The sequence below is a fragment of the Hydrogenophaga sp. UC242_53 genome (assembly GCF_042696965.1).
Lineage (GTDB): Bacteria > Pseudomonadota > Gammaproteobacteria > Burkholderiales > Burkholderiaceae_C > Hydrogenophaga.
Map to the genome: position 1 here is coordinate 1,578,105 of NZ_CP170552.1, position 23,070 is coordinate 1,601,174.

The window sequence follows — 23,070 nt, forward strand, 5'->3', positions numbered from 1 at the left end:
GCGGCGAACCCTCAGCGGTTGGGCTGCGGGGTGAGGCGCAGGTAGGGCCGCACGGCCTTGAAGCCCTTGGGGAAGCGTTGTGCGATCTCGGCCGGGTCTTGCAGGCTGGGCACGATCACCACGTCGTCGCCGTCTTTCCAGTTGGCGGGCGCTGCGCACCTTGTGGCTGTCGGTGAGTTGCAGCGAGTCGATGACGCGCAGGATCTCGTCGAAGTTGCGGCCGGTGCTGGCGGGGTAGGTCAGCGTGGTGCGGATCACTTTCTTGGGGTCGATGATGAACACGCTGCGCACGGTGGCGGTGGCCGATGCGTTGGGGTGGATCATGTCGTAGAGCGTGGCGACTTTCTTGTCCGCATCGGCGAGGATGGGGAAGTTCACCGTGGTGTTCTGGGTCTCGTTGATGTCGAGCACCCATTTGCCGTGCGAGTCCAGCGGGTCGACGCTGACGGCGATGGGTTTGACGTTGCGCTTGGCGAATTCGCCCGAGAGCGCGGCGGTCTTGCCGAGTTCGGTGGTGCACACGGGTGTGAAGTCGGCCGGGTGCGAGAAGAGCACGACCCAGCTGTCGCCCGCCCAGTCGTGGAAGTGGATGGGGCCGGCGGTGGAGTCTTGCGTGAAGTCGGGAGCGGTGTCGCCGAGTCGAAGGGTGGTGTTGCTCATGAGAGGGCTCCTGGTTGTTCAAATGCAAAACTGCATTCTGTTGACGCCGTCCAAATAACCAAACGACTATGAAGTAGTTTGTTTATGGCTTGTGGGCATATGGGTGCGCATAGACGCTGAGCGCATGAGCTAAGTCCGAATGCGTCGTTGTGTGGGTGGCGGAGCGCGCGGACACTGGACCGCATGGCTGCTGTTGCGACGTTCGATGCCGACGGTCTCTGGTTGTCCACTTCGGTGTGCGAAGGTGCTGCCTGCCCGGCCGCCGCGTCGGTGGGCGTGCGCTGGGGGCGCTGGGTGGACGGGCCCGAGCCGGGCGATGCCGTGGTGGATCATGCGAAAGCGCTGGTCGAGTTGCGGCGGCAACTCGGCGCGCACGTGTCGGAGCGCGTGCGCTTCAGCCACCCGGGTTACGACGGCGCGCACCCGCGCCCTCAGGAGCTCACCAGCGAGGACGCCGTGGCCTGCGTCTTCCTGAAGGGCACGGCGCTGCTGAGCGTGCGCACCTCGGCCGGTTTCACCGGTGTGTTGTGCGAGGCTGGGGACTGGGTGTGGCTGCCGGCGGGCGTGCCGCATGTGTTCGACGCGGGCGAGTCGCCCGACGTGGTCTTCCTGCGGCTGAGCGCGGGCCGGCGCGGCTGGTTTCCGCTGCACACCGGCCGCTCCCTGCCACCGGGTCTGCCGCCGATGGAGGCCTTCGTCGAACACCTGCTGCACGAGCTGGGCGAGGACATCGAAGGCAGCGAGGCATGAGCCGGCGCCAGCTGCGGCTGGGCGCGTTCATGCGCCCCGTCAGCATTCACACCGGTGCCTGGCGCTACCCCGGCGCCTGGGCCGACGCGAACTTCAACTTCGAGCGCCTGAAGTACCTCATCAAGCGCCTGGAGGCCGCGCGCTTCGACGCCTTCTTCATGGCCGATCACCTGGCCGTGCTGAACATGCCGATCGAGGCCCTGCAGCGCAGCCACACGGTGACCTCGTTCGAGCCCTTCACGCTGCTCTCGGCCCTGGCGCAGCACACGCGCCACATCGGGCTGGTGCGCACGGCCTCCACCACGTTCGAGGAACCGTTTCACATCGCCCGGCGCTTCGCGTCGCTGGACCACCTGAGCCACGGCCGCGCGGGCTGGAACATCGTGACCACCAGCAACCCGGACGCGGCGCGCAACTTCGGTCTTGAAGATCACATGGAGCACGACCAGCGCTACGTGCGCGCCCGCGAGTTCCACGACGTGGTCACCGGCCTGTGGGACAGCTGGGCCGACGACGCGTTCGTCCGCGATGCGCAGAGTGGTCGCTTCTTCGACCCCGAGCGCCTGCACGTGCTCAACCACAAGGGGCCGTATTTCTCGGTGCGCGGCCCGCTGCACATCGCGCGGCCGGTGCAGGGCTGGCCGGTGATCGTGCAGGCCGGCGCCTCGGAAGCTGGGCGCCAGCTCGCGGCCGAAACGGCCGAGGTGGTGTTCTCCGCCCCGGGCACGCTGGACAACGCGCGGCACTTCTATGCGGACGTGAAAGGCCGCATGGAAAAGATCGGCCGCGACCGCGACCACCTCAAGGTGCTGCCCGGCGCCTTCGTGGTGGTGGCCGATTCCGTGGCCGAGGCGAAAGCGATCCGCGCGCGGCTCGACGGCCTGGTGCACACCGACAGCGCGATCGCCTCGTTGTCCATCGCGCTGGGCCACGATGTCTCGGGTTTTGATCTCGATGCGCCGCTGCCCGAGGTGCCGCCCACCAACGCGAGCCAGAGCACGCGCGAGCGCACCATCGAGCTGGCCCGGCGCGAGAACCTCACGGTGCGCCAGCTGGCCCAGCGGCTGGGCGGCTACGCTGGCCTGGCCTTCGTGGGCACGGCGCAGACCATTGCCGACGAGATGCAGGAATGGCTGGACACCGAGGGCAGCGACGGCTTCAACGTGATGTTCCCCTGGCTGCCCGGCGGGCTGGACGCCTTCGTGGACCACGTGGTGCCCGAGCTGCAGCGGCGCGGCCTGCTGCGCCGCGAGTACGAAGGCAGCACCCTGCGCGAGAACCTGGGCCTGCCCCGGCCCGACAACCGCTTCTTCCCATCGCCGTCGAACGCATAAGCAATCGCGAAAACCTTCTTTGCGCACCGAGGGGCCGGCCTCGCATGATGGCCGGTTTAACCCAAGAAGCCGAGGATTGTTCGTGAGCGTTGACCGCACCTATTTCGAGGATGGAAGAATCGAGCTGACCCACTACGGATCAGCGGCCTGGAAGATCACCGACGGCAAACACACCGTCTTGCTGGACCCGTACTTCACCCGCCTGCGCTACAGTGGCAACCGCTTCGGCATGCTGCCCGCGAACGCCGCGCCGGGCGACGAGCGCCCCGCCTACAGCTTCGACGAGATCGTGCCCAGCGACGCCGAGACCATCGACCGGCACATCCACGAAGCCACGCACATCCTGCTGTCGCATGCGCACTTCAACCATTGCATGGACATGCCGCACATCGCGAAGAAAACCGGCGCGCACGTGGTCGGCTCCTACAGCGCCACCAACATCGCCCGCGCCTACGGCGTGGCCGAACCGCAGCTGGTGCCGGTGCGCGGTGGCGAGGACTACGACTTCGGCGAGCTCTCGATCCGCGTCATTCCCAGCCTGCATTCCGCCCTGTGCGACAAGTGCTATTTCGACGCCGGCATCGTGCCCGAGGGCCTTCAGGGGCCGCTGCCGCTGAAGGCGTTTTCCGAAGGCGGCACCTTCGGCTACCTGGTGCGCTTCCGGCACCACGAGATCCTGATGTTCGGCTCCATGAACTACATCGAGCGCGAGGTGCAGGGCCTCACACCGTCCATCGTGCTGGTGCCCTCGGCCCGGCCGCGTCTGCAGATCTTCCGCTACACCGAGCGCCTGCTGCGCGCCACCGGCCTGCCCAAGGTGGTGGTGCGCACGCACTGGGACGTGCAGACCTTCCCCTACGGCGCGGACCAGAGCAGCGCGCTGGCGCACGCCGAGATCTTCCAGAAAGAGGTGCGCCGGGTGGCACCCGCGGCGGCGCAGGTGCTGCCCCGGCATTTCGAGACCTTCTCGGTGCTGCCGGGCGGCCAGGTGGTCCAGCGTTGACGGTCAGTCGCTGAGTTTCACGTTCTTCCAGAGCTGTACTTCCTGCACCACCACGGCCTGCGCGTCGTCGGCGGTGCCGGGCAGCGCGTCCAGGCCCAGGTCCACCAGCTTCTTCTGGATCTCGGCCGAGGCCAGGGCCTGCTGCAGCGCGGCGTTGAGCTTGTTCACCACGGGGGTGGGCGTGGCCGCGGGCACGACCACGGCGTACCAGGGCAGCACGCGGAACCCGGCGACGCCCGCTTCTTCGACCGTGGGCAGGGTCTCCCAGCCGCGCAGGCGCTTGGTGCCGGTGGTGGCCAGTGGCACCAGGGCGCCCGTGTCCACGTGCTGGCGCGCGATCAGCGGGCTCACGAAGGCCACCGGCACCCGGCCCGCGAGCAGGTCGGGAATGAACTCGCCCGTGCCCTTGTAGGGCACGTGCACCATGTCGATGTTCGCGGTGTTCTTGAGCAGCTCGCCCGCCAGGTAGGGCGAGGTGCCCTTGCCACCCGAGGGGAAAGACAGCTTGCCCGGGTTCGCCTTGGCGTGGGCCACCAGCTGCGCGATGGTCTTGATGTTCAGCGACGGGTGGGCCACGGCCACCACCGGGCCCTGCGCCACCATGCCGACCGCGCGGAAGTCGCCGATCTTGTAAGGCGCGTTGTCGAAGATCACGGTGTTGATCGACAGCGCGGAGCCGGGCAGGGCGATGGTGTAGCCGTCCGCCGCGGCGCGGGCGGTGTGGCCGGTGCCGATGTTGCCGGCGGCGCCCGGCTTGTTCTCGATCACCACCGGCACCGCGAGCGCCTTGGCCAGCTCCGGCCCGAGGGCGCGGGCGATCGTGTCGTTCGGCCCGCCGGGCGGGTAGGGCACCACCAGGGTGATGGGTTTGGTGGGGTAGGCCGGCGTCTGCGCCAGGGCGGGAGCCACCGCGGCGACCAGGGAAACCAGCGAGAGGGCGGTGACTTGGAGCACCTTCGAGTTCATGCAAACATCCTTGGGTTGAAAGGCCGTCGAATGACGGCGAACCCGGCAGCGTAGGCAGGCGCCCGCATCCGCGCCAATGCGCTTTTCGCAGATCGATACTCGGTCTTCGCCAGGGGCATGGCTTCCTGCGCACAATGGAGGCCGATCCCACCCATGGAGAGCACACACGATGACGTGGTCCGCCCGCACCTACTCGGCCTTTGAACAAGAGCGCACGCGCCCGGTGCGCGACCTGGTGGCCGCCTTGCCGGCGCGCGGCGTGCAGGTCGCGATCGACCTGGGCTGCGGCCCGGGCAATTCCACCGAGGTGCTGGCCGACCGGTTTCCGCAGGCCCGGGTGACGGGTCTGGACAGCTCCGACGACATGCTGGCCGCGGCGCGCGAGCGCCTGCCCGGCATCCGCTTCGAACTCGCCGACATCGAGGCCTGGAACCCGGTCGAGTCGTTCGACGTGATCCTGGCCAACGCCTCGCTGCAATGGCTGCCCGACCACGCCACGCTCTACCCGCGCCTGCTGAGCCGGCTGGCGCCCGGCGGCAGCCTGGCCGTGCAGACGCCCGACAACCTTGAAGAGCCGGCGCACCGCCTCGCGCGCGAGGTCGCGGCGCAAGGGCCCTGGGCGAGCAAGATCGGGAGCGTGAAGCACCCCGCGCGGCACGACGCCGCGTTCTATTACCAGTTGCTCAAGCCGCGCTGCGCGGCGGTCGATGTCTGGCGCACCACCTACTTCCACCCGCTCTCGGGCGGCCCCGAGGCGGTGGTGGAGTGGTTCAAGGGCTCGGCCCTGCGGCCCTACCTGGCGCCGCTGGACGGCGGCGAGAAAGCGGCCTTCCTCGCCCGCTACCTCGCCGCCATCACCCAGGCCTATCCCGCGCTGGCCGATGGCACGGTGCTGCTGCCTTTCCCCCGGCTGTTCATCGTCGCCAGCCGCTGAGGCTTCGGGCTACCGCCGCCGGCCCGAGCTGAGCCGCCGCACCACCGCGATGAAGCGGTCCACCTCTTCGCAGGTGTTGTAGAACGCCAGCGAGGGCCGCACCGTGGCCTCCACGCCGAAGCGCCGCAGGATGGGTTGCGCGCAGTGGTGGCCCGAACGCACCGCGATGCCTTCCTCGTTCAGCGCCTGGCCCACTTCCTCCGTGCTGTGGCCCTGCAGCACGAAGGACAGCACGCTGGCCTTGTCCCGCGCGGTGCCGATCAGGCGCACGCCCGGAATGGGTTGCAGGTGGTGCGTGGCGTAGGCCAGCAGGTCGTGCTCGTAGCGCGCGATGTTCTCCAGCCCGATGCGCTGCACGTAGTCGATCGCCGCGCCCAGGCCCACCGCGTCGGCGATGTTGCCGGTGCCGGCCTCGAACTTGTTGGGCGGCGGCTGGAACACGGTGCGCTCGAAAGTCACGTCCGCGATCATGTTGCCGCCGCCTTGCCAGGGCGGCATGTCGTCCAGCAGTTCGCGCTTGCCGTAGACCACGCCGATGCCGGTCGGGCCGAACACCTTGTGGCCGGAGAACACGAAGAAGTCGGCGTCGATCGCCTGCACGTCCACGCGCAGGTGGCTCACCGACTGCGCGCCGTCCACCAGCGCTTTCGCGCCCGCGCGGTGCGCCAGCGCCACGATCTCCCGCACCGGCACCACCGTGCCCAGCGCGTTCGAGACCTGGGTGACGGCCACGATCTTCGTGCGGCTGTTGAGCAGCTTCTGGTACTCGTCCAGCCGCACCTGGCCGCTGTCGTCCACCGGGATCACGCGGATCACCGCGCCCTTCTCGGCCGCGAGCTGCTGCCAGGGCACGATGTTGGCGTGGTGCTCCAGGTGCGAGACGATGATCTCGTCGCCTGCGCCCACGTTTTTCGCGCCCCAGGTTTTCGCCACCAGGTTGATGGCCTCGGTGGCGCCGCGCACGAAGATGATTTCCTCCACCGACGACGCGCCCAGGAAGGCGCGCACCTTCTCGCGCGCGCTCTCGTAGGCGTCGGTCGCGCGGGCCGCCAGCGCGTGCGCGGCGCGGTGGATGTTGGAGTTCTCGTGCTCGTAGAAGTGGGCGATGCGGTCGATCACCGACTGCGGCTTGTGCGTGGTGGCCGCGTTGTCGAACCACACCAGCTGCCGGCCGTTCACGCGCTCCTGCAGGATGGGGAAGTCACGTCGCACCGCGTTCACGTCGAACGGCGGGTGGCGCGCCGCGTCGGCCTGCGGCGCCTGGGTGGCGAAGCCTTGCGGCGTCTGCAGGCCCTGCGTGAAGTAGAACGCGCCCGCCGTGTCGGTGGGGGCGTTGCCTGGTGCCGCGCTGTGGCGCGGTGGCGTGGCGAGCAGCTCGCGCAGGTCGTCCGCGCCCGGCAGGCCGAAGGACTGCGCGGTCACGCGGTCCGAGGGCGGCACGCCCAGGGCCTGCGTGCCCACGCGGCCGTCGAGTGCGGGCGGCACGATCGCGGCGTGGTCGGGCAGGCCGTTGGGCGCGGTCGAGTGCGGCACCAGCGAAGGCGCGGACGCGCCCAGCGAGAGCACGCTCTGTGGCGAGGTGGGCGCCAGGTTCGCGCCGGGCGCCAGCGTGCCGGGCAGCTGCGGGCCCTGGGCCAAAGGCCCGAGCGAGCTGCCGCCAGGCAACACGTTCACCGGTGCCGGCACGCCACCCAATGGGGTGGTGGGCAGCGTGGGCGGCGAGCCGGGCAGGGCGGCGAAGAACGCGCCCGCGAGCTGGTTCAGCGCCGCCAGGTCGGGCAGGCCGGCCGGCGGCCGCTCACTTGTAGGTGTCTGGATAGTCATGGAACTTGCCCACTTCAACGTCTTCCAGCACGGCCAGTGCGTCCTCGGTCTGCACCGCGAGCGAGCAGTACAGCGAGATCAGGTACGAGGCGATGGCGCTGCGGTTGATGCCCATGAAGCGCACCGACAGGCCCGGGCTCTGCTCGCCGGCCAGACCCGGCTGGTACAGGCCCACCACGCCCTGGCGCTTGTCGCCCACGCGCAGCAGCAGGATCTTGGTCTTGCCATCGGCCACGGGCACCTTGTCGCTCGGAATCAGCGGGATGCCGCGCCAGGTGAGGAACTGCGAGCCGAACAGGCTCACGGTGGGCGGCGGCACGCCCCGGCGCGTGCACTCGCGGCCGAAGGCGGCGATGGCCAGCGGGTGCGTGAGGAAGAAGGCCGGCTCCTTCCACACCTTGGTGAGCAGTTCGTCCAGGTCGTCGGGCGTGGGCGCGCCGGTGAGCGGGTAGACGATCTGGTCCGGGTGCACGCTGGCCAGCAGGCCGTAGTCGGCGTTGTTGATCAGCTCGCTTTCCTGCTTTTCCTTGATGGTCTCGATGGTCAGGCGCAGCTGTTCCTTGATCTGGTCGTGCGGGCTGCTGTAGAGGTCGGACACGCGGGTGTGCACGTCCAGCACCGTGGAGACGGCGTTCAGGAAGTACTCGCGCGGCTGGTCTTCGTAGTCCACGTAGGTCGAGGGCAGCTCGCTCTCGTCGCGCTTGGCGCACAGCACCTCCACGTCCTGCGGGTTCTTCACCTTGTTGAGGCGGTAGATGCCGGCCTCCACCGGCTGCCATTGCAGCAGATGCGTGAGCCAGCGCGGGCTGATGGTCGACAGCACGGGGGCCGTCTTGGTGGCATTGGCCAGTTGGCGCGCGGCGTTGTCGCTCAGCGCCAGTTGCGAGGGGGTTGGGTCAGACATGAAGGCTCCGTGGCTCGGTGGTTGAAAAAAGGCAAAAGAAGGCCCCACGCGTGCGGCCGAAGCGACGCGGCGAAGGGGGAAGGGCGGGGAAAGCTCGGTGGCGGTCGATCAGGGGCTGGCGGTGACCTCCCGCGATCGGGCCTGGCTCAGGTTGGCGCCGGCGGCCACGTCGTGCGTGACCCACAGGTTGCCGCCGATGGTGGCGCCGCGGCCGATGGTCACGCGCCCGAGCACGGTGGCGCCGGCGTAGATCACCACGTCGTCCTCCACCACGGGGTGGCGCGCCAGGCCCTTGCTCAGGTGGCCGTTCTCATCGGTGGGGAAACGCTTGGCGCCCAGCGTGACCGCCTGGTACACGCGCACGCGCTGGCCGATGACGGCGGTCTCGCCGATCACGACGCCGGTGCCGTGGTCGATGAAGAAGCCCGCGCCGATGGACGCGCCGGGGTGGATGTCGATGCCTGTCGCGCCGTGCGCGAGCTCGGCCACGATGCGCGCGAGCAGCGGCACACCCAGCTGGTAGAAGCGGTGCGCCACACGGTGGTGGATCATGGCCTGGATGCCGGGGTAACACAGCAGCACCTCGTCCACGCTGCGCGCGGCGGGGTCGCCCTCGTAGGCCGCCACCACGTCGCTGTCGAGCAGCTCGCGCAGCCGGGGCAGCGAGTGCGCGAAGTCGCGCACCAGTTCGCGCGCCTGCTGTTCGGTGGCCGCTTCGTCGGTGCCGCCCGCGTGGCGGTGCTGGTAGCGCAGCTCCAGCCGCACCTGGCCCAGCAGCGCATGCAGCGTGGCATCCAGCGTGTGGCCGATGTAGAAGTCCTCGCTCTCCTGGCGCAGGTCGGGCGGGCCCAGGCGCATGGGAAACAGGGCGCCGCGCAGCCCGTCGAGGATATTGCCAAGCGCGTCGCGCGACGGCAGCTCGCGCCCGCCCGGTTCGCGCGAGCGCTTCTGCGCGGTGCGCCAGCGTTGGCGCACGTCGGCAAGGTCGCGCACGACCTGCTGCAGGTCGAACAGGTGCGAGCGCACGTCCACAGACGATTTCCGGGAATCGCTCATGAGACCACCACCCTGTTGGCGCGCCGTGGCCCAACCAGAAATGCCGCAGATCCGGCTTTGCCGGTCGGCTGGCGTTGCCCCCTTGAGGGGGACGCGCGAAGCGCGGCAGGGGTGTTCAATCTTGCACCCATGGGAGTTGGTGGAAGCGCCAACCGTCCTGACCGCCGCGGTGCTGCTGCGCGTCGATCTCGCCCTCGAAACCTTCGAGCACGTTGAACACCTGCGTGAAGCCGGCCTTGGTGGCGGCCTCGGCCGCCAGCGCCGAGCGCTTGCCGCTGCGGCACAGCAGCAGCACGCGCGCTTCCTTGCCGACCTTGGCTTCGAGCTCGCGCACGAAGCGCGGGTTGCGCGTGAGGCTGGTGCCCGTGGCCCAGGGCACGTGCAGGCTGTCGGGCACATGGCCCACGAACTTGCGCTCTTCCGCGCTGCGCACATCCACCAGCCGGGCTTCGCCGGCCGAGACCAGCGACCAGGCGAGTTCGGGCGGGATGCCACCCGCGTAGGGCAGGCCCCGGGCCTGGGCGTCGCGCCCGATGGCGTCCAGGGCGTCGAGCAGCGTGGGGGATTCGATGGCAACCGTCATGTTGGAGACCCTTGGTGTGAAGTTGGAATGCACTCTAAAAGCGCCGCTTCAACACACAAACCATTGTTTTTTTGTTTCTTAATTGCCCAAACATCTGAGCCAGGGTCACGCTCCAAAAAAAAACCGGCCGATGCAATCCTCCCCCCAGGAGACAACCAGGGTTCTCTGCATCCCCGCATCGGCCGGACCAGTCGTTTCCAACACCGGTGCATGAATGCTAGGCCGCATGCTGCGTTGCCGCAACGAATCAGAACGGCTATGGATATGCGGTTTGTTTCCTTCCTCGGGGCCGCATGCGCGCCTAGATTGGCGGGCTCGATCCACTGGGAGCACACCCGCATGAGCAAACGACAACTGCGCCTTGGCGCCTTCATCATGGCCACCGGCCACCACGTCGCCGCCTGGCGCCACCCGGGCTCGCAGATCGACTCGGGCACCAACATCGACCACTACATCGAGGTCGCGCAGACGGCCGAGCGCGGCCTGTTCGACCAGGTCTTCGTCGCCGACAGCCCGGGCATCTGGGGCACGGGCGACGACGAGTCCTTCAGCCGCCAGGGCCGCATCTCGCACTTCGAACCGGTCACGCTGTGGGCCGCGCTCTCGGCGGTGACGAAACACATCGGCTTCGTCGCCACCGCGTCCACCACCTACGAAGACCCCTACCTGCTCGCGCGCAAGTTCGCCTCGCTGGATCACATCAGCAAGGGCCGCGCGGCCTGGAACGTGGTGACCACCAGCAACGACAGCGTGCACGGCAACTTCGGCCTGGACGCGCACCCCTCGCCCGGCGAGCGCTACGCCAAGGCCACCGAGTTCGTGGACGTGGTCAAGGGCCTGTGGGACAGCTTCGAGGACGACGCCTTCGTGCGCGACCGCGAGTCCGGCGTGTACTTCGACCCGGCCAAGCTGCACGAGCTCAACCACATCGGCAAGCACCTCAAGGTCAAGGGGCCGCTCAACCTGGAGCGCTCGCCGCAGGGCCACCCGGTGATCGTGCAGGCCGGTTCGTCCGAAGACGGCAAGGAACTCGCGGCCGCCACCGCCGAGGCCATCTTCACCGCCTGGACCAGCCTGGCCGAAGCCCAGGCCTTCTACCAGGACGTGAAGGGCCGCATGGCCAAGTACGGCCGCCGGCCCGAGCAGCTGCTGGTGCTGCCCGGCATCTCGCCCGTGATCGGCCGCACCGAGGCCGAGGCGCAGGCCAAATGGGCCGAGCTGCAGGCGCTGATCCACCCCTCGGTGGGCCTCTCCACCCTGGTGCCGTTCTGGCCCGGCGAAGACCTGCGCCGCTGGAACCTGGATGCGCCGCCGCCGTACTACCCCGAGCCGCCCAAGGGCATCAACAGCCGCGCGCACGTGGTGATCGAGCTCGCGCGCCGCGAGCGCTTCACCGTGCGCCAGCTCTACGAATACCTGGCGGGTGCGCGCGGGCACTGGGTGGTGATCGGCACGCCACAGACCATCGCCGACCGCATGCAGGAATGGTTCGAGAACGGCGCGGCCGATGGCTTCAACGTGATGCCGCCGGTGCTGCCCGCCTCGCTCAACGAGTTCGTGGACCTGGTGGTGCCCGAGCTGCAGCGCCGCGGCCTGTTCCGCACCGCCTACGAAGGCCGCACGCTGCGCGAGAACCTCGGTCTGGAGCGCCCGGTCGGCCGCCACGCGGCGGCCGCGCGCCTGGCGGCCTGATCAGCGGTCGAGGTGCGGCTGCATCAGCGCCTCGAACCACTCGATGAACGCGATGAGCCGGCGCGAGCGCTGCCGCCGGTGCGGGTAGACCAGCGACACCGGCATGGCCGCCGCGCGGAACCCGGGCAGCACCTCGACCAGCTGGCCCCGGTCCAGCAGGTGCTGCACGTCGAAGCGCGGGATCTGGATCAGGCCCAAGCCCGCCGCGCAGCAGGCGATGTAGCTCTCGGCGTTGTTGACGAGCACGCGGCTGGGCACCTGCAGCGCCCGGGCCGAGGGCGGGAGCTCCCAGGCCAGCTCGCGCCCGTTGGAGGCGGAGGCGTAGCCCACCGCCCAGTGCCCTCGCGCCAGATCGTCGGGCTGCGCCGGCACGCCATGCTCGGCCAGGTAGTCGGGGCTGGCGCAGTTGATCAGCGCCACTTGCCCGAGCGGGCGCACCACGAGGCTGCTGTCCTGCAGGGTGCCGAAGCGCACCGCGCAGTCCACCCCTTCCTGCACCAGATCGATGGCGCGGTCGGTCGAACCCAGCGCCACCTGCAGCCGGGGGTAGCGGCGCAGGAAGCCCGGCAGGGCCGGCGCGACCAGCCGGCGCGCGATGCGGCTGGGCACATCCACCTTGAGCCGCCCCGAGACCTTGCGCTGGCCGGCCTGGAACAGCTGGTCGATGTCCTCGGCCTCGGCCAGCAGCGCTCGCGCACGCTCCAGCAGCTGCAGGCCATCGGCCGTGGGCCGCACCTGCCGGGTCGTGCGGTGCAGCAGGCGCGTGCCCAGGGTGGCCTCGAGCTGCTGGATGGCCGCCGACACCGAGGCGCGCGGCAGCTCCAGCGCGTGCGCGGCCTTGATGAAGCTGCTCATCTCCGCGACCTGAACGAACACCCGGTACTGCTCAAGCTTGTCCATGGACCGAATTTAGCCCACGGCAGCGGGGTTGGTATCGTCCAGAGGCATCCAGGGTCCGGCTGCGCCGGCCCGAGATGCCGTCCCCCCTCGAAGCGCCGAAGGCGCGCCACGGAGGGGGGAAGCCGCGCAGCGGCGCAGGGGGGTGTCATTACTTCGTGGTGTAGCCGCCGTTGATCAGGATCGTCTGGCCCGTGATCCACCAGCCGTCGCTCACGAGATGGCGGATGAAGGGCACCACGTCCTCGATGTCGGTCAGGCCCGTCTTCGAACGGGGCGAGAGGGCGGCGGCGGTCCTGTGGTACGCCACCGCGTCGCTGCCTTCCTGGCCGTAGAAGAAGGGCGTGTCCATCGGGCCCGGGCCCACGGCCGTCACCGAGATGCCGCGCGCGCCGAATTCCTTGGCCGCCGCGCGGGTGTAGTGCTCCACCGGTGCCTTGGTGCCCGCGTACGCCGCGTAGAAGGGCGTGAAGGCCCCCAGCAGCGAGGTCACCAGGGTGCAGACCTTGCCGTTGTCGTTGACGTGCCGGCCCGCTTCCTTGAGGAAGAAAAAGGCGGACTTGGCATTGACGGCGGCCATCTCGTCGTACTCGGCCTCGCTGATCTCGGCGAACGGCTTCTTGAGCACCTTGCCCACCGTGTTGATGGCGATGTCGGGCCGGCCCACGGCCGCGATGGTGTCGGCGAACAGTTTCTCGACCGCGCCCGCCGTGGTGAGGTCCGCCTGGATCGCGACCGCCTGCGCGCCCGCGGCGCGGATGGCGCCCACCGTGGCGTCGGCATCGGCCTTGCTGGCGGCGCTGTTGTAGTGGATGGCGACCGCGCGGGCGCCGTGCTGGGCGAGGTCGCGGGCGATCAGGCCGCCGAGGTTCTTGGCGCCGCCGGCGATGAGGACCACCTTGCCGTCGATGGAGTGCTGTGCCATGGTCATGTTTCCCTGTGAAGGATGGATGGAAGGAACACCCAGTCTAGGCAGCGGCAGGCGGGAGATCAGCCCGTGCTGGCTGGATGCATTGTTCAGGAAACCGGTCCAATGCCGGGGTCACAGGGTCCGCAGAAAGGCCTGCAGCGCGACGATGTCCGCCGCGCTCAGCGGCAGCGGCTTCAGGTGGGGCGAGCGGCGCTGCGCGCAGGCGTACAGCGGGTCGGCCGCCACGCCCGCGCGGCCATTGCGCGGGTCGCCGCCGCCGCGAGCATAGAGGTTCAATACGCCTTGCAGCGAATCGAACAGGCCGTGGTGCATGTAGGGCGCGGTGCGCGAGACCCCGCGCAGGCTGGCGGTGCGAAAGCGGCCCACGTCCTCGCACCGCCGCGTCACCTCGAAACGGCCGAGGTCTTGCGAAGGCTCGCCGACGAAGGCGATGCCGAGGTTGTGGAAGCGGCCGTCGCTCAGGGTGGGGCCGAAGTGGCAGTTGGCGCAGCGCGCGCTGGTGCGGAACAGGTGCAGGCCCTGGAGTTCCAGGTCGGTCAGCGCGCGGTGTTCGCCCTGCGCGAAGCGGTCGAAGCGGCTGCGTTCGTGCAGCGTGTGCTGGAAGGCCGCGAGGGCCTCGCCGATCCGGGCGGGTGACAGGGCCATGCGCCGGCCGACAGCGTGGAGAGAGGCGTTGGCGATCTCGCGCGGGTCGGTCAGGGGCCGCAGCGATTGTTCCGCGAGCGAGCGGGCCGCGCCGTCCCAGGCCCAGTGCGCCCGCGCTGCGCACGTCCTGCAGGCCGGGCGGGTTGCGCCGGCCCGGCGCGCCCCTCACACCGGTGGCCGTGGGCGTGCGCACGGTCCAGCCCTGGTCGGGCCGGTGGCAGCTGGCGCAGGCCACGTGGCCGCTCGCGGAGAGGCGGGCGTCGAAGAACAGGCGCTGGCCCAGTTGCACGAGGTGGTTGGGTGGCGCGGGCGGTGGCGGCAAGGCCCCCAGCTCCACGAAGGCCACACCTTCATCGACCCAGGGCGCAGGCCATTGGTTGGCCGGTTTCTCGTACAAGGCGCGCAGCGGCTCGCCCGCGACCACCGGGCCGCTCAGGCCGAGCGCGATCGCCAGCGCCGTGAGCCACCGCCGGCTCAATGGCAGTCCGGCCCCGTCTGGTCGAAGTAGACCTCGAACGCGACGTTGGCCGCCCACTTCTGGCGCCGCTGCGCCCAGGCGGCCGTCGAGCCGATCTCCTGCACCGCGGCGCGGATGGGCGCGGCCAGTTCGTCGCGGCCCTCGGCCAGCCAGGCCTGCAGCGCGCTGTCGCGCGTGGCGGGCAGGGTGGCGGAGAACTTGCGCCATTCCTTCTGCGCCAGCAGCGGCTCCAGCTGCGAGCCGTCGAGGATGGCCGCCGCGCACTCGCCGGTGCGCACCTGCACCAGGGCCTGGGCCGGCGCGTCGAAGACCTTGAGTTGTCCCTGGATGCGCGCCGCCTGCGCGTGGGCGCGCGGATTGTCGGCCGTCACGCACACCACGCGCCCGGCCAGGTCGGTCCAGGCGCGCACGTCGGTGTCCGAGCGCATCGAAACGCTCAGGCCCGACTGGTAGCCCGTGCGCAAGCACGCGCAGACCGTCTTCCTTCTGGCGCGCCTCGTCGGCGCGCGTCAGCACCAGGTCCACGTCGCCCTGGCGCAAGGCCTGCGCCTGCGCGCCGGGCGGCAGCGGCACGATGAGCGCGTCCACGCCCAGGTGCCGCGCCAGTTCCTGCGCGTAGACCGCCTCGAAGCCGGCGTTGGTGTAGTCGCGCTCGCCGGTGCTCACGGGCAGGGTGGTGGGCGCCACGCCGATGCGCAGCTGCTTCAGCGGCAAGGGCGCGGCCGCGGCGGCGCGCGATTCGATCGCCATGAACACCGCCGCGCACAGCGCGCCGATGCCCAGCGCGGTGAGCCAGGCCAGCGGGCGCAGCGGGCGTTCGGGGGAAGCGTCGAGGAAACTCATGGGAAGGGCATTCTGGGCGCGCCCCCGCGTTCGTGTGGCTCGAAATGCGCATAAGCATCTGCGCCATTTGCGGCCGCATATCGGTGTCCGTTTTCCTTCGTTGGCCGGCGCGCGCTCCGCCCCAAGAATCGGCGCGTCATTCACACCACCTGACAGACGAACCCTTGGAGAACCTCATGACCGTCGTGACGAAACACAGAAGCCCCCGCAACCGCTTGCGCGCCCTGAGCAGCGCCGCCGCCCTGGCCCTGGGCCTGATCGGCCAGGCCGGCACCGCCGCCGCCGAGGTGCTGCCGGCGATCAACCTGCAGCTCACACCGTGGACGGTGATCGCCCGCGAGAAGGGCATCTTCAAGGAAGAGTTCAGCAAGGTCGGCACCAAGGAAGTCAACCTCATCGCCTCGGGCGGTGCGGAGCTGGTGGGCGCCGAAACGGGCGCCCTCAGCAAGGGCGCGATCTCGATCGCGCAGCGCATGATCTACCCGGCCACGGTGCACCGCGCCAACGGCCTGGACGGCGTGATCATCTGGGCCTCCGAGACCTCCAACCGCTACCGCGCGCCGGTGCTCGCCGCCGTGTCGAACAAGTCGGTGAACACGCTGGCCGATCTGGACGGCAAGAAGTTCGGCAGCAGCCGCATCAGCTGCTACTGGTCCGCCCCCACCGAGGCCTTGAACTCGGTGGGCCTGCCGCTGGACACGCGCCAGACCAAGGGCCGCGTGCGCTACGAATCGATCGACAACCCCACCGTGGCGATCTCGGCGGTGATCTCCGGCGCGCTCGATGCCACCACCACCCACCTGGCCGCGGGCAACGCCACCGGCGCCTGGCTCTCGGGCAAGCTCAAGGTGATCGGCCACGTGCCGGACGACGGCGTGTACGTGAACCACGCAGGCCGCGTGACCTACTTCGCCAAGCGCGAGTTCGTCAACAAGTACCCCGACGCGGTCAAAGCCTTCCTGGCCTCGCGCGAACGCGCCATGGCCTGGACGCTGGACAACGTGGACGAGGCCGCCAAGATCGTCTCGCGCGAAACCCGCGTGCCGGTGGAAGTGGCGAAGTTCCAGATCACCCACCTGGGCCAATGGGAGTTCATGGCCGGCGAGCCCAATGCCCAGCGCGCGCGCAACTCCATCAAGACCTTCATCGACTGGTACGTGAAGCAGGGCGACGACATCCTGAGCGAACGCCGCCTGACCGACGCGCAGGTGGACGCCTTCGTGGACGGCCGCTTCTTCGCCGGCGGCTCGCACTCGATCTACCACTGAGCGCGCCATGAACACGCTGACGCACAACCTTCCCTCCACGGCGCCAGCGTCGGAAGCTTCGTCCTTCGCGACGAAGCTCCAGCAATGGCTGGCGCCCAGCCGCGCGATCGGCTTCCTGCTGCCGGCCGGGGTGCTGCTGCTGTGGCAGACGGCGGCCAGCCTGGAATGGATCGACCCGGTCTTCCTGCCCGCCCCCATCAAGGTGGTGGAGGCTTTCTTCAAGATGCTGACGGAGCAGAAGCTGCTCTGGGACTTCGCCGTCAGCCTGTCCCTCGTCGCGCAGGGTTTCCTGTACGGCGCCTTCGCCGCCGTGGTGCTGGGCGTGGGCGCGGGCCTCTCCAAGCGCTTCGAACAATTCCTCTCGCCCACCTTCGACACCATCCGCCACATCCCCGGCATCGCCTGGTTTCCGCTGATCGTGCTGTGGCTGGGCCTGGGCGCGCCGGCCAAGATCCTGGTGATCGCCAAGACCGTGTTCTTCCCGGTCTTTCTCAACACGCTGCAGGGCATTCGCAGCGTGGACAAGAGCTACATCGAGCTGGCCGAGGTGATGACGCTCACCCGCTGGCAGCTGGTGCGCAAGATCATCCTGCCGGCCGCCACGCCGACCATCATGGTCTCGCTGCGCTACGCGGCCGGCCTGGCCTGGGCGCTGGTGGTGGTGGCCGAAGGCCTGAGCGGCCTCGAAGGCCTGGGCTTCCTGATCTTTCGCGCGCAGGGCCTGCTGCTCACCGACCAGCTGCTGGTCTGCATGGTGATCATCGGCCTGGTGGGCTTCGGCATCGACCGCACCATGTACCTGCTGCAGCGCCGCGTGCTGCGCTGGAAACAAGGCTTTGAAGGATAAACACCATGGCAGAACCCGGTCGCCTTGAAGTCAAGGCCGTCTCCAAAAGCTATGCCGTGCCCGGCCGCCCGCGCCTGGACGCGCTGGTCAACGCCAGCTTCAACGTCGAGCCCGGCGCCTTCGTGACGCTGGTCGGCCCCAGCGGCTGCGGCAAGTCCACGCTGCTGCGGCTCATCCTCGGTCTGGACAAGGACTACGAGGGCGACATCCTGCTGCACGGCGAGCGCATCGCCGGCACCAGCCTCTCGCGCGGCATCGTGTTCCAGGACCACCGCCTGCTGCCCTGGATGACGCTGGAGCAGAACATCGGCCTGGCGCTGACCAATTCCACGCTCCCGCCCGAGCAGCAGCGCCGCACCATCCAGTCGCACATCGATCTGGTGGGCCTGCAGGGCTTCGAGAAGGCCTACCCGCACGAGCTCTCGGGCGGCATGGCGCAGCGCGGCGCGATCGCGCGCGGCCTGGTCGGCCAGCCCGAGATCCTGCTGCTCGACGAACCCCTGGGCGCGCTGGACGCGCTCACGCGCGTGCGCCTGCAGGAAGAGCTGCTGCGCATCTGGCGCGCCGAGGGCGTGACCATGATCCTGGTGACGCACGACGTGGACGAGGCCATCTTCCTGAGCGACACCGTGATCGTGATGAACGCCAACCCCGGCCGCATCGTCAAACAGGTGAAGGTGGACCTGCCACCCGGCCCGCGCGACCGCGTGAGCCCGGCGTTCGCGGCGCTCAAGCGCGAGATCCTGGTGGCGCATGGGCGAGGCGGTGCCGCACGCGGCCGCGCAACTGGCGGAGGCCTGAATGAGGCGGTGGCTCATCACCGCCGCCCTGGCGGCCGCGCCGCTGGCGCTGGGCGCGGCGGGCACTCCGCCGTCGTCCGACCTGCCCGACCTCTCCGCCGTGCGCGCGCTGGTGTACGCCGGCGAGTACACCAAGGCGGTGCAGCGGCTCACGGCGCTGAGCGAGACCGTGCAGCACGCCGAGGTCTACAACCTGCTCGGCTACAGCCTGCGCCAGCTCAAGCGCTACGAGGAAGCGGGGCGCTGGTACCGCGAAGCCCTGCTGTACGACCCCGAGCACCGGCCGGCGCTGGAGTACCAGGGCGAGCTGTTCCTGGCGCTGGGCGACGTGGCCGGCGCGCGCAAGAACCTGCGTTACCTGGAATTGCTCTGCACCGCCAAGCCCTGCGCGGAATACGAGCTGCTCAAGAAGGCGGTCGACAAGGCCGGGCGCTGAAGCGTCCCGAACACGTCCGGCAGCATGCGGTGGATCTGCGCCGCGATGAACATGGCCCCGCCCGGGTCGCCGAAGGTGCCCAGCGTGGGCGGGCCGATCAGGCGGATGCGCGACAGCGCTTCGCCTTCGCTGTCGATCACGCGGCAGTTCGCATCCACCGCGTAGCCGATGCCGCAGGCGTCGGCGCGCAGCGTGCCGTGCGACACCAGGGCCTGCAGCAGGGGGTTGCCGGCGGTGCGCGCGGCGGCGTCCAGGCCGGTGCAGTTCACCACCACGTCGAAGGCCTCGGTGCGCGGCGCGCCGCCGCCCGAGGGCTGCAGCATGGCGTCGATGCGGTGCGTGCCGGCCTGCACCGCCAGCGAGCGCAGCCGCGCGGCCAGGTGCACCACCCGGCCGGCGGCCAGGGCTTCGCGGTGGATGGCTTCCGTCTGCGGTGGCGAACGGAAGCGGTGCACGTCGTACCAGGGGCGCACGCTGCGCAGGAAGCGGCGCTGCTGCGCCGGCGGCAGCGTGGGCCAGAGTTGCCACACGGCGTCGCGCAGCTCGTCGAAGGGCACATTCCAGTTCTCGCCGCGCGCCACGCTGTCGCGGATGCGCGCGCGCAGGGTCTTGATCCAGGTGCGCAGCTCGGGCTTCACCTCGGTGAGGAAAGCGGGCGCGGGGCCGAGCAGGCGGTCCAGGTTCTGGCGCCCGACCGGGTGGGCCACCACGCCGCTGGCCAGCGGTTGCGCGCGTGGGCGCAGGCCCCGGCGCGAGACCACCGTGACGCCACCCGCGTGCCCTTGCCGCTGCAGCGTGGAGACCACGTCCAGCGAGGTCAGGCCGCTGCCGATGATGAGCACGCGCGCCTCGCGCGGAATGCCCAGCAGCCGAGCGGTCACCAGTGGGTTCTCGATCACGCCCGGGTGTTGCGCCAGCGCCGGGTCCAGCGGGGCCTGCAGGCGCGGCTCGGCGTTGCCGGTGGCGAGCACCAGCAGGTCGGCCGTCAGCGTCTGCCCGTGTTCTGTGACGGTGGTGACCTCGCCGTCGGCCTCCCAGGCGTGCACGGCGCGGTCCTGCAGGGTGCGGATGGTCGAGCCCGTGGCCGCCCAGGTGGCGTGGCCGCGCACCATGGCTTCGAGGTAGGCACCCAGCACCGCGCGGCGCACGAAGGCCGTGCCATTGGCCTGAACGGCCTGCGGGTCTGCCTCGAACACGCCGTGCGTTTCGCACCAGCGCGTGAAGTGCTCGCCGTCGACGGGGTCGACCGCGTGCACCCAGGTCGGTCCGTTGAGGCGGTGGTCGGGGTCGTGCGTGGCATAGGCCAGGCCGGGGCCGACGCGGTCGCGCGATTCGATCAGCGTGACCGCCAGCGGCACCGGGCTGTGGCGCACCAGCTGCACGGCCGCGCTCACGCCCGAGAAACCACCGCCGACGATGGTGATGCGGCGCGGCGCGCTCATCGCGCCACACCCCAGCGGCGGATGGTGAGTTTTTCGACCGTCTGGAACACCACGTTCTCCACCAGCAGGCCGATGAGGATCACCATCACCAGGCCGGCGAACACCTTGTCGGTGTAGAGCTCGTTGCGGTTCTGGAAGATGTACCAGCCCAGGCCGCCTTTGCCGGAGGACACGCCGAACACGAGCTCGGCGGCGATCAGCGTGCGCCAGGCAAAGGCCCAGCCGATCTTCAGGCCCGAGAGGATGGCCGGCAGGGCCGAGGGCACCAGGATCAGCAGCACGTAGCGCACACCGCGCAGCCCGTAGTTGCGCCCGGCCATGCGCAGGGTCTCGGGCACGGCCTGGAAGCCCGCGAAGGTGCGCAGGGCCAGCGGCCACAGCACCGAGTGCACCAGCACGAAGACCAGGCTGCCGTTGCCCAGACCGAACCACAGCAGCGCCAGCGGCAGCAGCGCGATCGCCGGCAGCGGGTTGAACATGGACGTGAGCGTGGCCAGCAGGTCGCGCCCGATCTGGGTGGACACGGCCAGCGTGGTGAGCACGAAGGCGGCCACGATGCCGAGCAGGTAGCCCTGCAGCAGCACGGCCAAGGAAGCGCGGGCGCGCAGCAGCAGCTCGCCGCCCGCCAGGCCCTCGGCGAAGGCGCGCGCGGTCTGCGCGAAGGTGGGCAGCAGCAGATCGTTGTCCTGCCAGCGCGCGAGCACTTCCCACAGCAGCGCCAGCGCGAGCAGGATCAGGGTCTTTCGCACCCAGGCCTGCTGCCACACGCGGCGCTGCCAGGGCAGGGGGCGCTCGGCCGGGGTGTCGCCCAGCGCGGGCAGCGGGTATTCGGCCTCGGGCCGGATCGGGGGCAGGGCGTCGGCCAGGCTCATGGGTGGGGGGTCTCGGGCCCGAACAGCAGGCCGTGGATGCGTTGGGTGGCGGCCTGGAAGGCGGGGCCGCCGCTGCTGCCCAGGCCGAATGCGTGCGCCTGGATCTCGGCGCGCAGGCGGCCCGGGTGCGGCGAGAGCACACCGATGCGGCTGCCCACCACCAGGGCTTCTTCAATGGAGTGCGTGACGAACAGCAGCGTGAAGCGCACCGTCTCCCACAGCGCGAGCAGCTCTTCCTGCATGCGGCGGCGCGTGAGGGCGTCCAGCGAGGCGAAGGGCTCGTCCATCAGCAGCACGCGCGGCTGCATGGCCAGGGCGCGAGCGATCGCCACGCGCTGCTTCATGCCGCCCGAGAGCTGGTGCGGGTAGGCGTTCGCGAAATCGGCCAGGCCCACCTGTTCGAGCACCGCGTGCGCGCGCTCCAGCGCCTCGGCGCGGGCCAGGCGCCCGGTGGCGCGCAGCGGGAACATCACATTGCCCAGCACCGTCTTCCAGGGCGGCAACTGGTCGAATTCCTGGAACACCACGATGCGGTCCGGCCCCGGGCCGGTGATGGCCTGGCCGTCGAGCCGGATCTGGCCCTCGCGCGGTGCGATGAAACCGGCCGCCGCCTTCAGCAGCGTGCTCTTGCCGCAGCCCGAAGGCCCGAGCAGCACATAACGCTCGGCCTCGAACACCGACAGGCTCACGCGGTGCGTGGCGCGCACCACCTGCTGGTCGGTCGCGTACTCCAGCGAGACGCCATCGAAGTCCAGCAGCGGCCGGGGCAGGGCGGCCGTGGGCACTTTCTCGGGGCCGAACACCGCGCCGCCCTCCTGCTCGCGCGTGGCGCGCAGCAGGTCCTGCATCGGCGTGCCGATGGCGTGGCGCTGCAGCACGTGGGCCGGGTTCATGTCAGTTCGCGGCCGCGCTGTGGGCGTCGTCGAAGAAGTAGTCCTTCGCCGAGGCGGGCTTGTTCTTGATCGCGCCGATGCCGTGCATGAAGGTCGCGAGCTTGAAGGTGTTCTGCGGCGCGAGCTTGAACTGCACTTCGGGGTTCTTGATGATGGAGAGCAGCAGCTGGCGGTCGATCGCGCCCTGGCCGGTGCGCAGGTAGATGTCGGCCGCGCCCTCGGGGTTGGCGGTGATGTACTGCGCGGCTTCCTGCAGCGCGGCGGTGAAGGCGCGGTAGGTCTTGGGGTTGTCGTTGCGGAATTTCTCGGTCGCGTACAGCACCGTGGCCGACGAGGGGCCGCCGAGCACGTCGTAGCTGTTGAGCACGATGCGCGCGTTCGGGTTGCCGGCCAGCGCCTGGTTCTGGAACGGCGGGTTGCCGAAGTGCGCCGTGATCTCGGTGCCGCCCTTGATGATCGCGGCCGTCGCGTCCGGGTGGGGCACGGCCACCTGCAGCTTGTCGAGCTTGTTGTACTGGTCGTTGCCCCAGCGCTGGGCCGAGGCCAGCTGCAGCACGCGCGACTGCACCGACACGCCCACGGCGGGCAGGGCGATGCGGTCCTTGTCGCTGAAGTCGGCAATCGTCTTCACGGCCGGGTTGTTGCTCACCAGGTAATACGGGAAGTTGCCCAGCGAGGCGACGCCGCGCACGTTCTGCTTGTCCTTGGTGCGGTCCCAGATGGTCAGCAGCGGGCCCACGCCCGCGCCGGCGATGTCGATCTGGCCCGAGAGCAGCGCGTCGTTGACCGCGCTGCCGCCCGAGAGGCGCACGAATTCCACCTTCACGTCCAGCCCGGCGGCCTTGCCGTGTTTCTCGATCAGTTTCTGTTCTTCCGCCACGTTGAGCAGCAGGTAGACCACGCCGAACTGCTGGGCGATGCGGATCTGGCCTTCGGCGTGGGCCGCGAACGACGCGCCAGCGGTCAGCGCGGCGGCCAGCAGGCCGTGGATGAACGTGTGTTTTTTCATGGT

General features: G+C 69.8%; 21 protein-coding genes and 4 pseudogenes. 9 read left to right on the plus strand and 16 right to left on the minus strand.

The features are described from left to right. Positions 1 to 11: 11 nt before the first annotated feature. Positions 12 to 660 (minus strand): annotated as a pseudogene (locus tag ACFJI0_RS08140) (peroxiredoxin). A 183-nt stretch (positions 661 to 843) separates the two neighbouring features. On the opposite strand from ACFJI0_RS08140, the gene ACFJI0_RS08145 reads away from it, so the two are divergent. The 3 genes from ACFJI0_RS08145 (at position 844) to ACFJI0_RS08155 (ending at position 3,747) form a co-directional block, all read left to right on the plus strand. Next, positions 844 to 1,410: a hypothetical protein gene (locus tag ACFJI0_RS08145; protein ID WP_382158744.1), complete on the plus strand. Its 567-nt coding sequence runs from the start codon at positions 844 to 846 to the stop codon at positions 1,408 to 1,410. Continuing rightward, positions 1,407 to 2,744: an LLM class flavin-dependent oxidoreductase gene (locus ACFJI0_RS08150; protein ID WP_382324172.1), complete on the plus strand. Its 1,338-nt coding sequence runs from the start codon at positions 1,407 to 1,409 to the stop codon at positions 2,742 to 2,744. Before ACFJI0_RS08145 ends, ACFJI0_RS08150 begins: the two co-directional genes overlap by 4 nt. A gap of 82 nt (positions 2,745 to 2,826) precedes the next feature. Beyond that, positions 2,827 to 3,747 (plus strand): MBL fold metallo-hydrolase, encoded by a 921-nt coding sequence (locus ACFJI0_RS08155; RefSeq protein ID WP_382324174.1) that lies wholly within the window; start codon positions 2,827 to 2,829, stop codon positions 3,745 to 3,747. A gap of 3 nt (positions 3,748 to 3,750) precedes the next feature. Here ACFJI0_RS08155 and ACFJI0_RS08160 read toward each other — a convergent pair whose 3' ends face one another. Beyond that, on the minus strand, positions 3,751 to 4,713 hold the full coding sequence (locus ACFJI0_RS08160; RefSeq protein ID WP_382324176.1) for a tripartite tricarboxylate transporter substrate-binding protein: 963 nt from the start codon (positions 4,711 to 4,713) through the stop codon (positions 3,751 to 3,753). Positions 4,714 to 4,882: 169 nt separating this feature from the next. On the opposite strand from ACFJI0_RS08160, the gene tam reads away from it, so the two are divergent. Next, on the plus strand, positions 4,883 to 5,647 hold the full coding sequence (tam, locus tag ACFJI0_RS08165) for a trans-aconitate 2-methyltransferase (RefSeq protein WP_382324177.1): 765 nt from the start codon (positions 4,883 to 4,885) through the stop codon (positions 5,645 to 5,647). A 9-nt stretch (positions 5,648 to 5,656) separates the two neighbouring features. On the opposite strand, the gene ACFJI0_RS08170 is transcribed toward tam, so the two are convergent. The 4 genes from ACFJI0_RS08170 to ACFJI0_RS08185 all read right to left on the minus strand — a co-directional run bounded on the left by ACFJI0_RS08170 (position 5,657) and on the right by ACFJI0_RS08185 (position 10,014). Further along, positions 5,657 to 7,471 carry a family 2A encapsulin nanocompartment cargo protein cysteine desulfurase gene (locus tag ACFJI0_RS08170; protein WP_382324179.1) on the minus strand — a complete coding sequence of 605 codons (1,815 nt, stop codon included), beginning with the start codon at positions 7,469 to 7,471 and terminating at the stop codon, positions 5,657 to 5,659. Further along, complete coding sequence (locus ACFJI0_RS08175) at positions 7,446 to 8,375, minus strand: family 2A encapsulin nanocompartment shell protein (RefSeq protein WP_291112362.1); 930 nt, start codon at positions 8,373 to 8,375, stop codon at positions 7,446 to 7,448. Before ACFJI0_RS08175 ends, ACFJI0_RS08170 begins: the two co-directional genes overlap by 26 nt. A 108-nt stretch (positions 8,376 to 8,483) precedes the next feature. Next, positions 8,484 to 9,431: a serine O-acetyltransferase EpsC gene (epsC, locus tag ACFJI0_RS08180; RefSeq protein WP_382324181.1), complete on the minus strand. Its 948-nt coding sequence runs from the start codon at positions 9,429 to 9,431 to the stop codon at positions 8,484 to 8,486. A 115-nt stretch (positions 9,432 to 9,546) separates the two neighbouring features. Further along, entirely contained in the window at positions 9,547 to 10,014 is a 468-nt protein-coding gene (locus ACFJI0_RS08185) for a rhodanese-like domain-containing protein (RefSeq protein ID WP_382324183.1), read from the minus strand. Positions 10,015 to 10,353: 339 nt separating this feature from the next. Between ACFJI0_RS08185 and ACFJI0_RS08190 the strand changes: the two genes are divergently transcribed. Further along, the gene (locus ACFJI0_RS08190; RefSeq protein WP_382324185.1) at positions 10,354 to 11,706 is read left to right on the plus strand and encodes an LLM class flavin-dependent oxidoreductase; all 1,353 of its coding nucleotides are present in this window, start codon (positions 10,354 to 10,356) and stop codon (positions 11,704 to 11,706) included. Here the strand turns inward: ACFJI0_RS08190 and ACFJI0_RS08195 are convergent, their stop codons facing one another. From ACFJI0_RS08195 to ACFJI0_RS08220, 6 genes and pseudogenes are all read right to left on the minus strand, one after another. Beyond that, on the minus strand, positions 11,707 to 12,606 hold the full coding sequence (locus tag ACFJI0_RS08195) for a LysR family transcriptional regulator (RefSeq protein WP_382324187.1): 900 nt from the start codon (positions 12,604 to 12,606) through the stop codon (positions 11,707 to 11,709). It abuts the gene before it with no gap. Positions 12,607 to 12,754: 148 nt separating this feature from the next. Beyond that, positions 12,755 to 13,528 (minus strand): SDR family oxidoreductase, encoded by a 774-nt coding sequence (locus ACFJI0_RS08200; RefSeq protein ID WP_382324189.1) that lies wholly within the window; start codon positions 13,526 to 13,528, stop codon positions 12,755 to 12,757. 117 nt (positions 13,529 to 13,645) lie between these two features. Further along, the gene (locus ACFJI0_RS08205; RefSeq protein WP_382324191.1) at positions 13,646 to 14,179 is read right to left on the minus strand and encodes a cytochrome-c peroxidase; all 534 of its coding nucleotides are present in this window, start codon (positions 14,177 to 14,179) and stop codon (positions 13,646 to 13,648) included. 130 nt (positions 14,180 to 14,309) lie between these two features. Further along, positions 14,310 to 14,714, minus strand: a pseudogene (locus tag ACFJI0_RS08210) (cytochrome-c peroxidase); the annotation flags it as partial. Beyond that, on the minus strand, positions 14,654 to 15,085 hold the full coding sequence (locus ACFJI0_RS08215) for a hypothetical protein (RefSeq protein WP_382324193.1): 432 nt from the start codon (positions 15,083 to 15,085) through the stop codon (positions 14,654 to 14,656). The pseudogene ACFJI0_RS08210 and the gene ACFJI0_RS08215, both read right to left, overlap by 61 nt. 136 nt (positions 15,086 to 15,221) lie before the next feature. Beyond that, a pseudogene (locus tag ACFJI0_RS08220) lies at positions 15,222 to 15,500 on the minus strand (hypothetical protein); the annotation flags it as partial. Positions 15,501 to 15,676: 176 nt separating this feature from the next. On the opposite strand from ACFJI0_RS08220, the gene ACFJI0_RS08225 reads away from it, so the two are divergent. The 4 genes and pseudogenes from ACFJI0_RS08225 (at position 15,677) to ACFJI0_RS08240 (ending at position 18,851) form a co-directional block, all read left to right on the plus strand. Next, positions 15,677 to 16,768 carry an ABC transporter substrate-binding protein gene (locus ACFJI0_RS08225; RefSeq protein ID WP_382324195.1) on the plus strand — a complete coding sequence of 364 codons (1,092 nt, stop codon included), beginning with the start codon at positions 15,677 to 15,679 and terminating at the stop codon, positions 16,766 to 16,768. Positions 16,769 to 16,775: 7 nt separating this feature from the next. After that, positions 16,776 to 17,615, plus strand: coding sequence for an ABC transporter permease (locus tag ACFJI0_RS08230; RefSeq protein ID WP_382324197.1), 840 nt, complete (start codon positions 16,776 to 16,778; stop codon positions 17,613 to 17,615). A 5-nt stretch (positions 17,616 to 17,620) separates the two neighbouring features. Continuing rightward, positions 17,621 to 18,448 (plus strand): annotated as a pseudogene (locus ACFJI0_RS08235) (ABC transporter ATP-binding protein); the annotation flags it as partial. Further along, the gene (locus ACFJI0_RS08240; protein WP_382324199.1) at positions 18,417 to 18,851 is read left to right on the plus strand and encodes a tetratricopeptide repeat protein; all 435 of its coding nucleotides are present in this window, start codon (positions 18,417 to 18,419) and stop codon (positions 18,849 to 18,851) included. The pseudogene ACFJI0_RS08235 and the gene ACFJI0_RS08240, both read left to right, overlap by 32 nt. Here the strand turns inward: ACFJI0_RS08240 and ACFJI0_RS08245 are convergent. The 4 genes from ACFJI0_RS08245 to ACFJI0_RS08260 are packed head-to-tail and all read right to left on the minus strand — an operon-like array spanning position 18,770 to position 23,067. After that, the gene (locus ACFJI0_RS08245; RefSeq protein WP_382324201.1) at positions 18,770 to 20,293 is read right to left on the minus strand and encodes an FAD/NAD(P)-binding protein; all 1,524 of its coding nucleotides are present in this window, start codon (positions 20,291 to 20,293) and stop codon (positions 18,770 to 18,772) included. The two genes, ACFJI0_RS08240 and ACFJI0_RS08245, sit on opposite strands and share 82 nt — an antisense overlap. Continuing rightward, entirely contained in the window at positions 20,290 to 21,165 is an 876-nt protein-coding gene (locus tag ACFJI0_RS08250; protein WP_382324203.1) for an ABC transporter permease, read from the minus strand. The genes ACFJI0_RS08245 and ACFJI0_RS08250 overlap by 4 nt, the downstream gene beginning before the upstream one ends. After that, positions 21,162 to 22,058 carry an ABC transporter ATP-binding protein gene (locus ACFJI0_RS08255; RefSeq protein WP_382324205.1) on the minus strand — a complete coding sequence of 299 codons (897 nt, stop codon included), beginning with the start codon at positions 22,056 to 22,058 and terminating at the stop codon, positions 21,162 to 21,164. Before ACFJI0_RS08255 ends, ACFJI0_RS08250 begins: the two co-directional genes overlap by 4 nt. A 1-nt stretch (position 22,059) precedes the next feature. After that, on the minus strand, positions 22,060 to 23,067 hold the full coding sequence (locus ACFJI0_RS08260; protein ID WP_382158706.1) for an ABC transporter substrate-binding protein: 1,008 nt from the start codon (positions 23,065 to 23,067) through the stop codon (positions 22,060 to 22,062). Positions 23,068 to 23,070: the final 3 nt, after the last annotated feature.

Excerpts from the sequence above, each read along its gene's own strand:
- ACFJI0_RS08145 (WP_382158744.1), top strand. The coding sequence starts at position 844 with ATGGCTGCTGTTGCGACGTTCGATGCCGACGGTCTCTGGTTGTCCACT.
- ACFJI0_RS08150 (WP_382324172.1), top strand. The coding sequence starts at position 1,407 with ATGAGCCGGCGCCAGCTGCGGCTGGGCGCGTTCATGCGCCCCGTCAGC.
- ACFJI0_RS08160 (WP_382324176.1), bottom strand. The coding sequence starts at position 4,713 with ATGAACTCGAAGGTGCTCCAAGTCACCGCCCTCTCGCTGGTTTCCCTG.
- tam (WP_382324177.1), top strand. The coding sequence starts at position 4,883 with ATGACGTGGTCCGCCCGCACCTACTCGGCCTTTGAACAAGAGCGCACG.
- ACFJI0_RS08170 (WP_382324179.1), bottom strand. The coding sequence starts at position 7,471 with ATGACTATCCAGACACCTACAAGTGAGCGGCCGCCGGCCGGCCTGCCC.
- ACFJI0_RS08175 (WP_291112362.1), bottom strand. The coding sequence starts at position 8,375 with ATGTCTGACCCAACCCCCTCGCAACTGGCGCTGAGCGACAACGCCGCG.
- epsC (WP_382324181.1), bottom strand. The coding sequence starts at position 9,431 with ATGAGCGATTCCCGGAAATCGTCTGTGGACGTGCGCTCGCACCTGTTC.
- ACFJI0_RS08185 (WP_382324183.1), bottom strand. The coding sequence starts at position 10,014 with ATGACGGTTGCCATCGAATCCCCCACGCTGCTCGACGCCCTGGACGCC.
- ACFJI0_RS08190 (WP_382324185.1), top strand. The coding sequence starts at position 10,354 with ATGAGCAAACGACAACTGCGCCTTGGCGCCTTCATCATGGCCACCGGC.
- ACFJI0_RS08195 (WP_382324187.1), bottom strand. The coding sequence starts at position 12,606 with ATGGACAAGCTTGAGCAGTACCGGGTGTTCGTTCAGGTCGCGGAGATG.
- ACFJI0_RS08200 (WP_382324189.1), bottom strand. The coding sequence starts at position 13,528 with ATGGCACAGCACTCCATCGACGGCAAGGTGGTCCTCATCGCCGGCGGC.
- ACFJI0_RS08205 (WP_382324191.1), bottom strand. The coding sequence starts at position 14,179 with ATGGCCCTGTCACCCGCCCGGATCGGCGAGGCCCTCGCGGCCTTCCAG.
- ACFJI0_RS08215 (WP_382324193.1), bottom strand. The coding sequence starts at position 15,085 with ATGCGCTCGGACACCGACGTGCGCGCCTGGACCGACCTGGCCGGGCGC.
- ACFJI0_RS08225 (WP_382324195.1), top strand. The coding sequence starts at position 15,677 with ATGACCGTCGTGACGAAACACAGAAGCCCCCGCAACCGCTTGCGCGCC.
- ACFJI0_RS08230 (WP_382324197.1), top strand. The coding sequence starts at position 16,776 with ATGAACACGCTGACGCACAACCTTCCCTCCACGGCGCCAGCGTCGGAA.
- ACFJI0_RS08240 (WP_382324199.1), top strand. The coding sequence starts at position 18,417 with ATGAGGCGGTGGCTCATCACCGCCGCCCTGGCGGCCGCGCCGCTGGCG.
- ACFJI0_RS08245 (WP_382324201.1), bottom strand. The coding sequence starts at position 20,293 with ATGAGCGCGCCGCGCCGCATCACCATCGTCGGCGGTGGTTTCTCGGGC.
- ACFJI0_RS08250 (WP_382324203.1), bottom strand. The coding sequence starts at position 21,165 with ATGAGCCTGGCCGACGCCCTGCCCCCGATCCGGCCCGAGGCCGAATAC.
- ACFJI0_RS08255 (WP_382324205.1), bottom strand. The coding sequence starts at position 22,058 with ATGAACCCGGCCCACGTGCTGCAGCGCCACGCCATCGGCACGCCGATG.
- ACFJI0_RS08260 (WP_382158706.1), bottom strand. The coding sequence starts at position 23,067 with ATGAAAAAACACACGTTCATCCACGGCCTGCTGGCCGCCGCGCTGACC.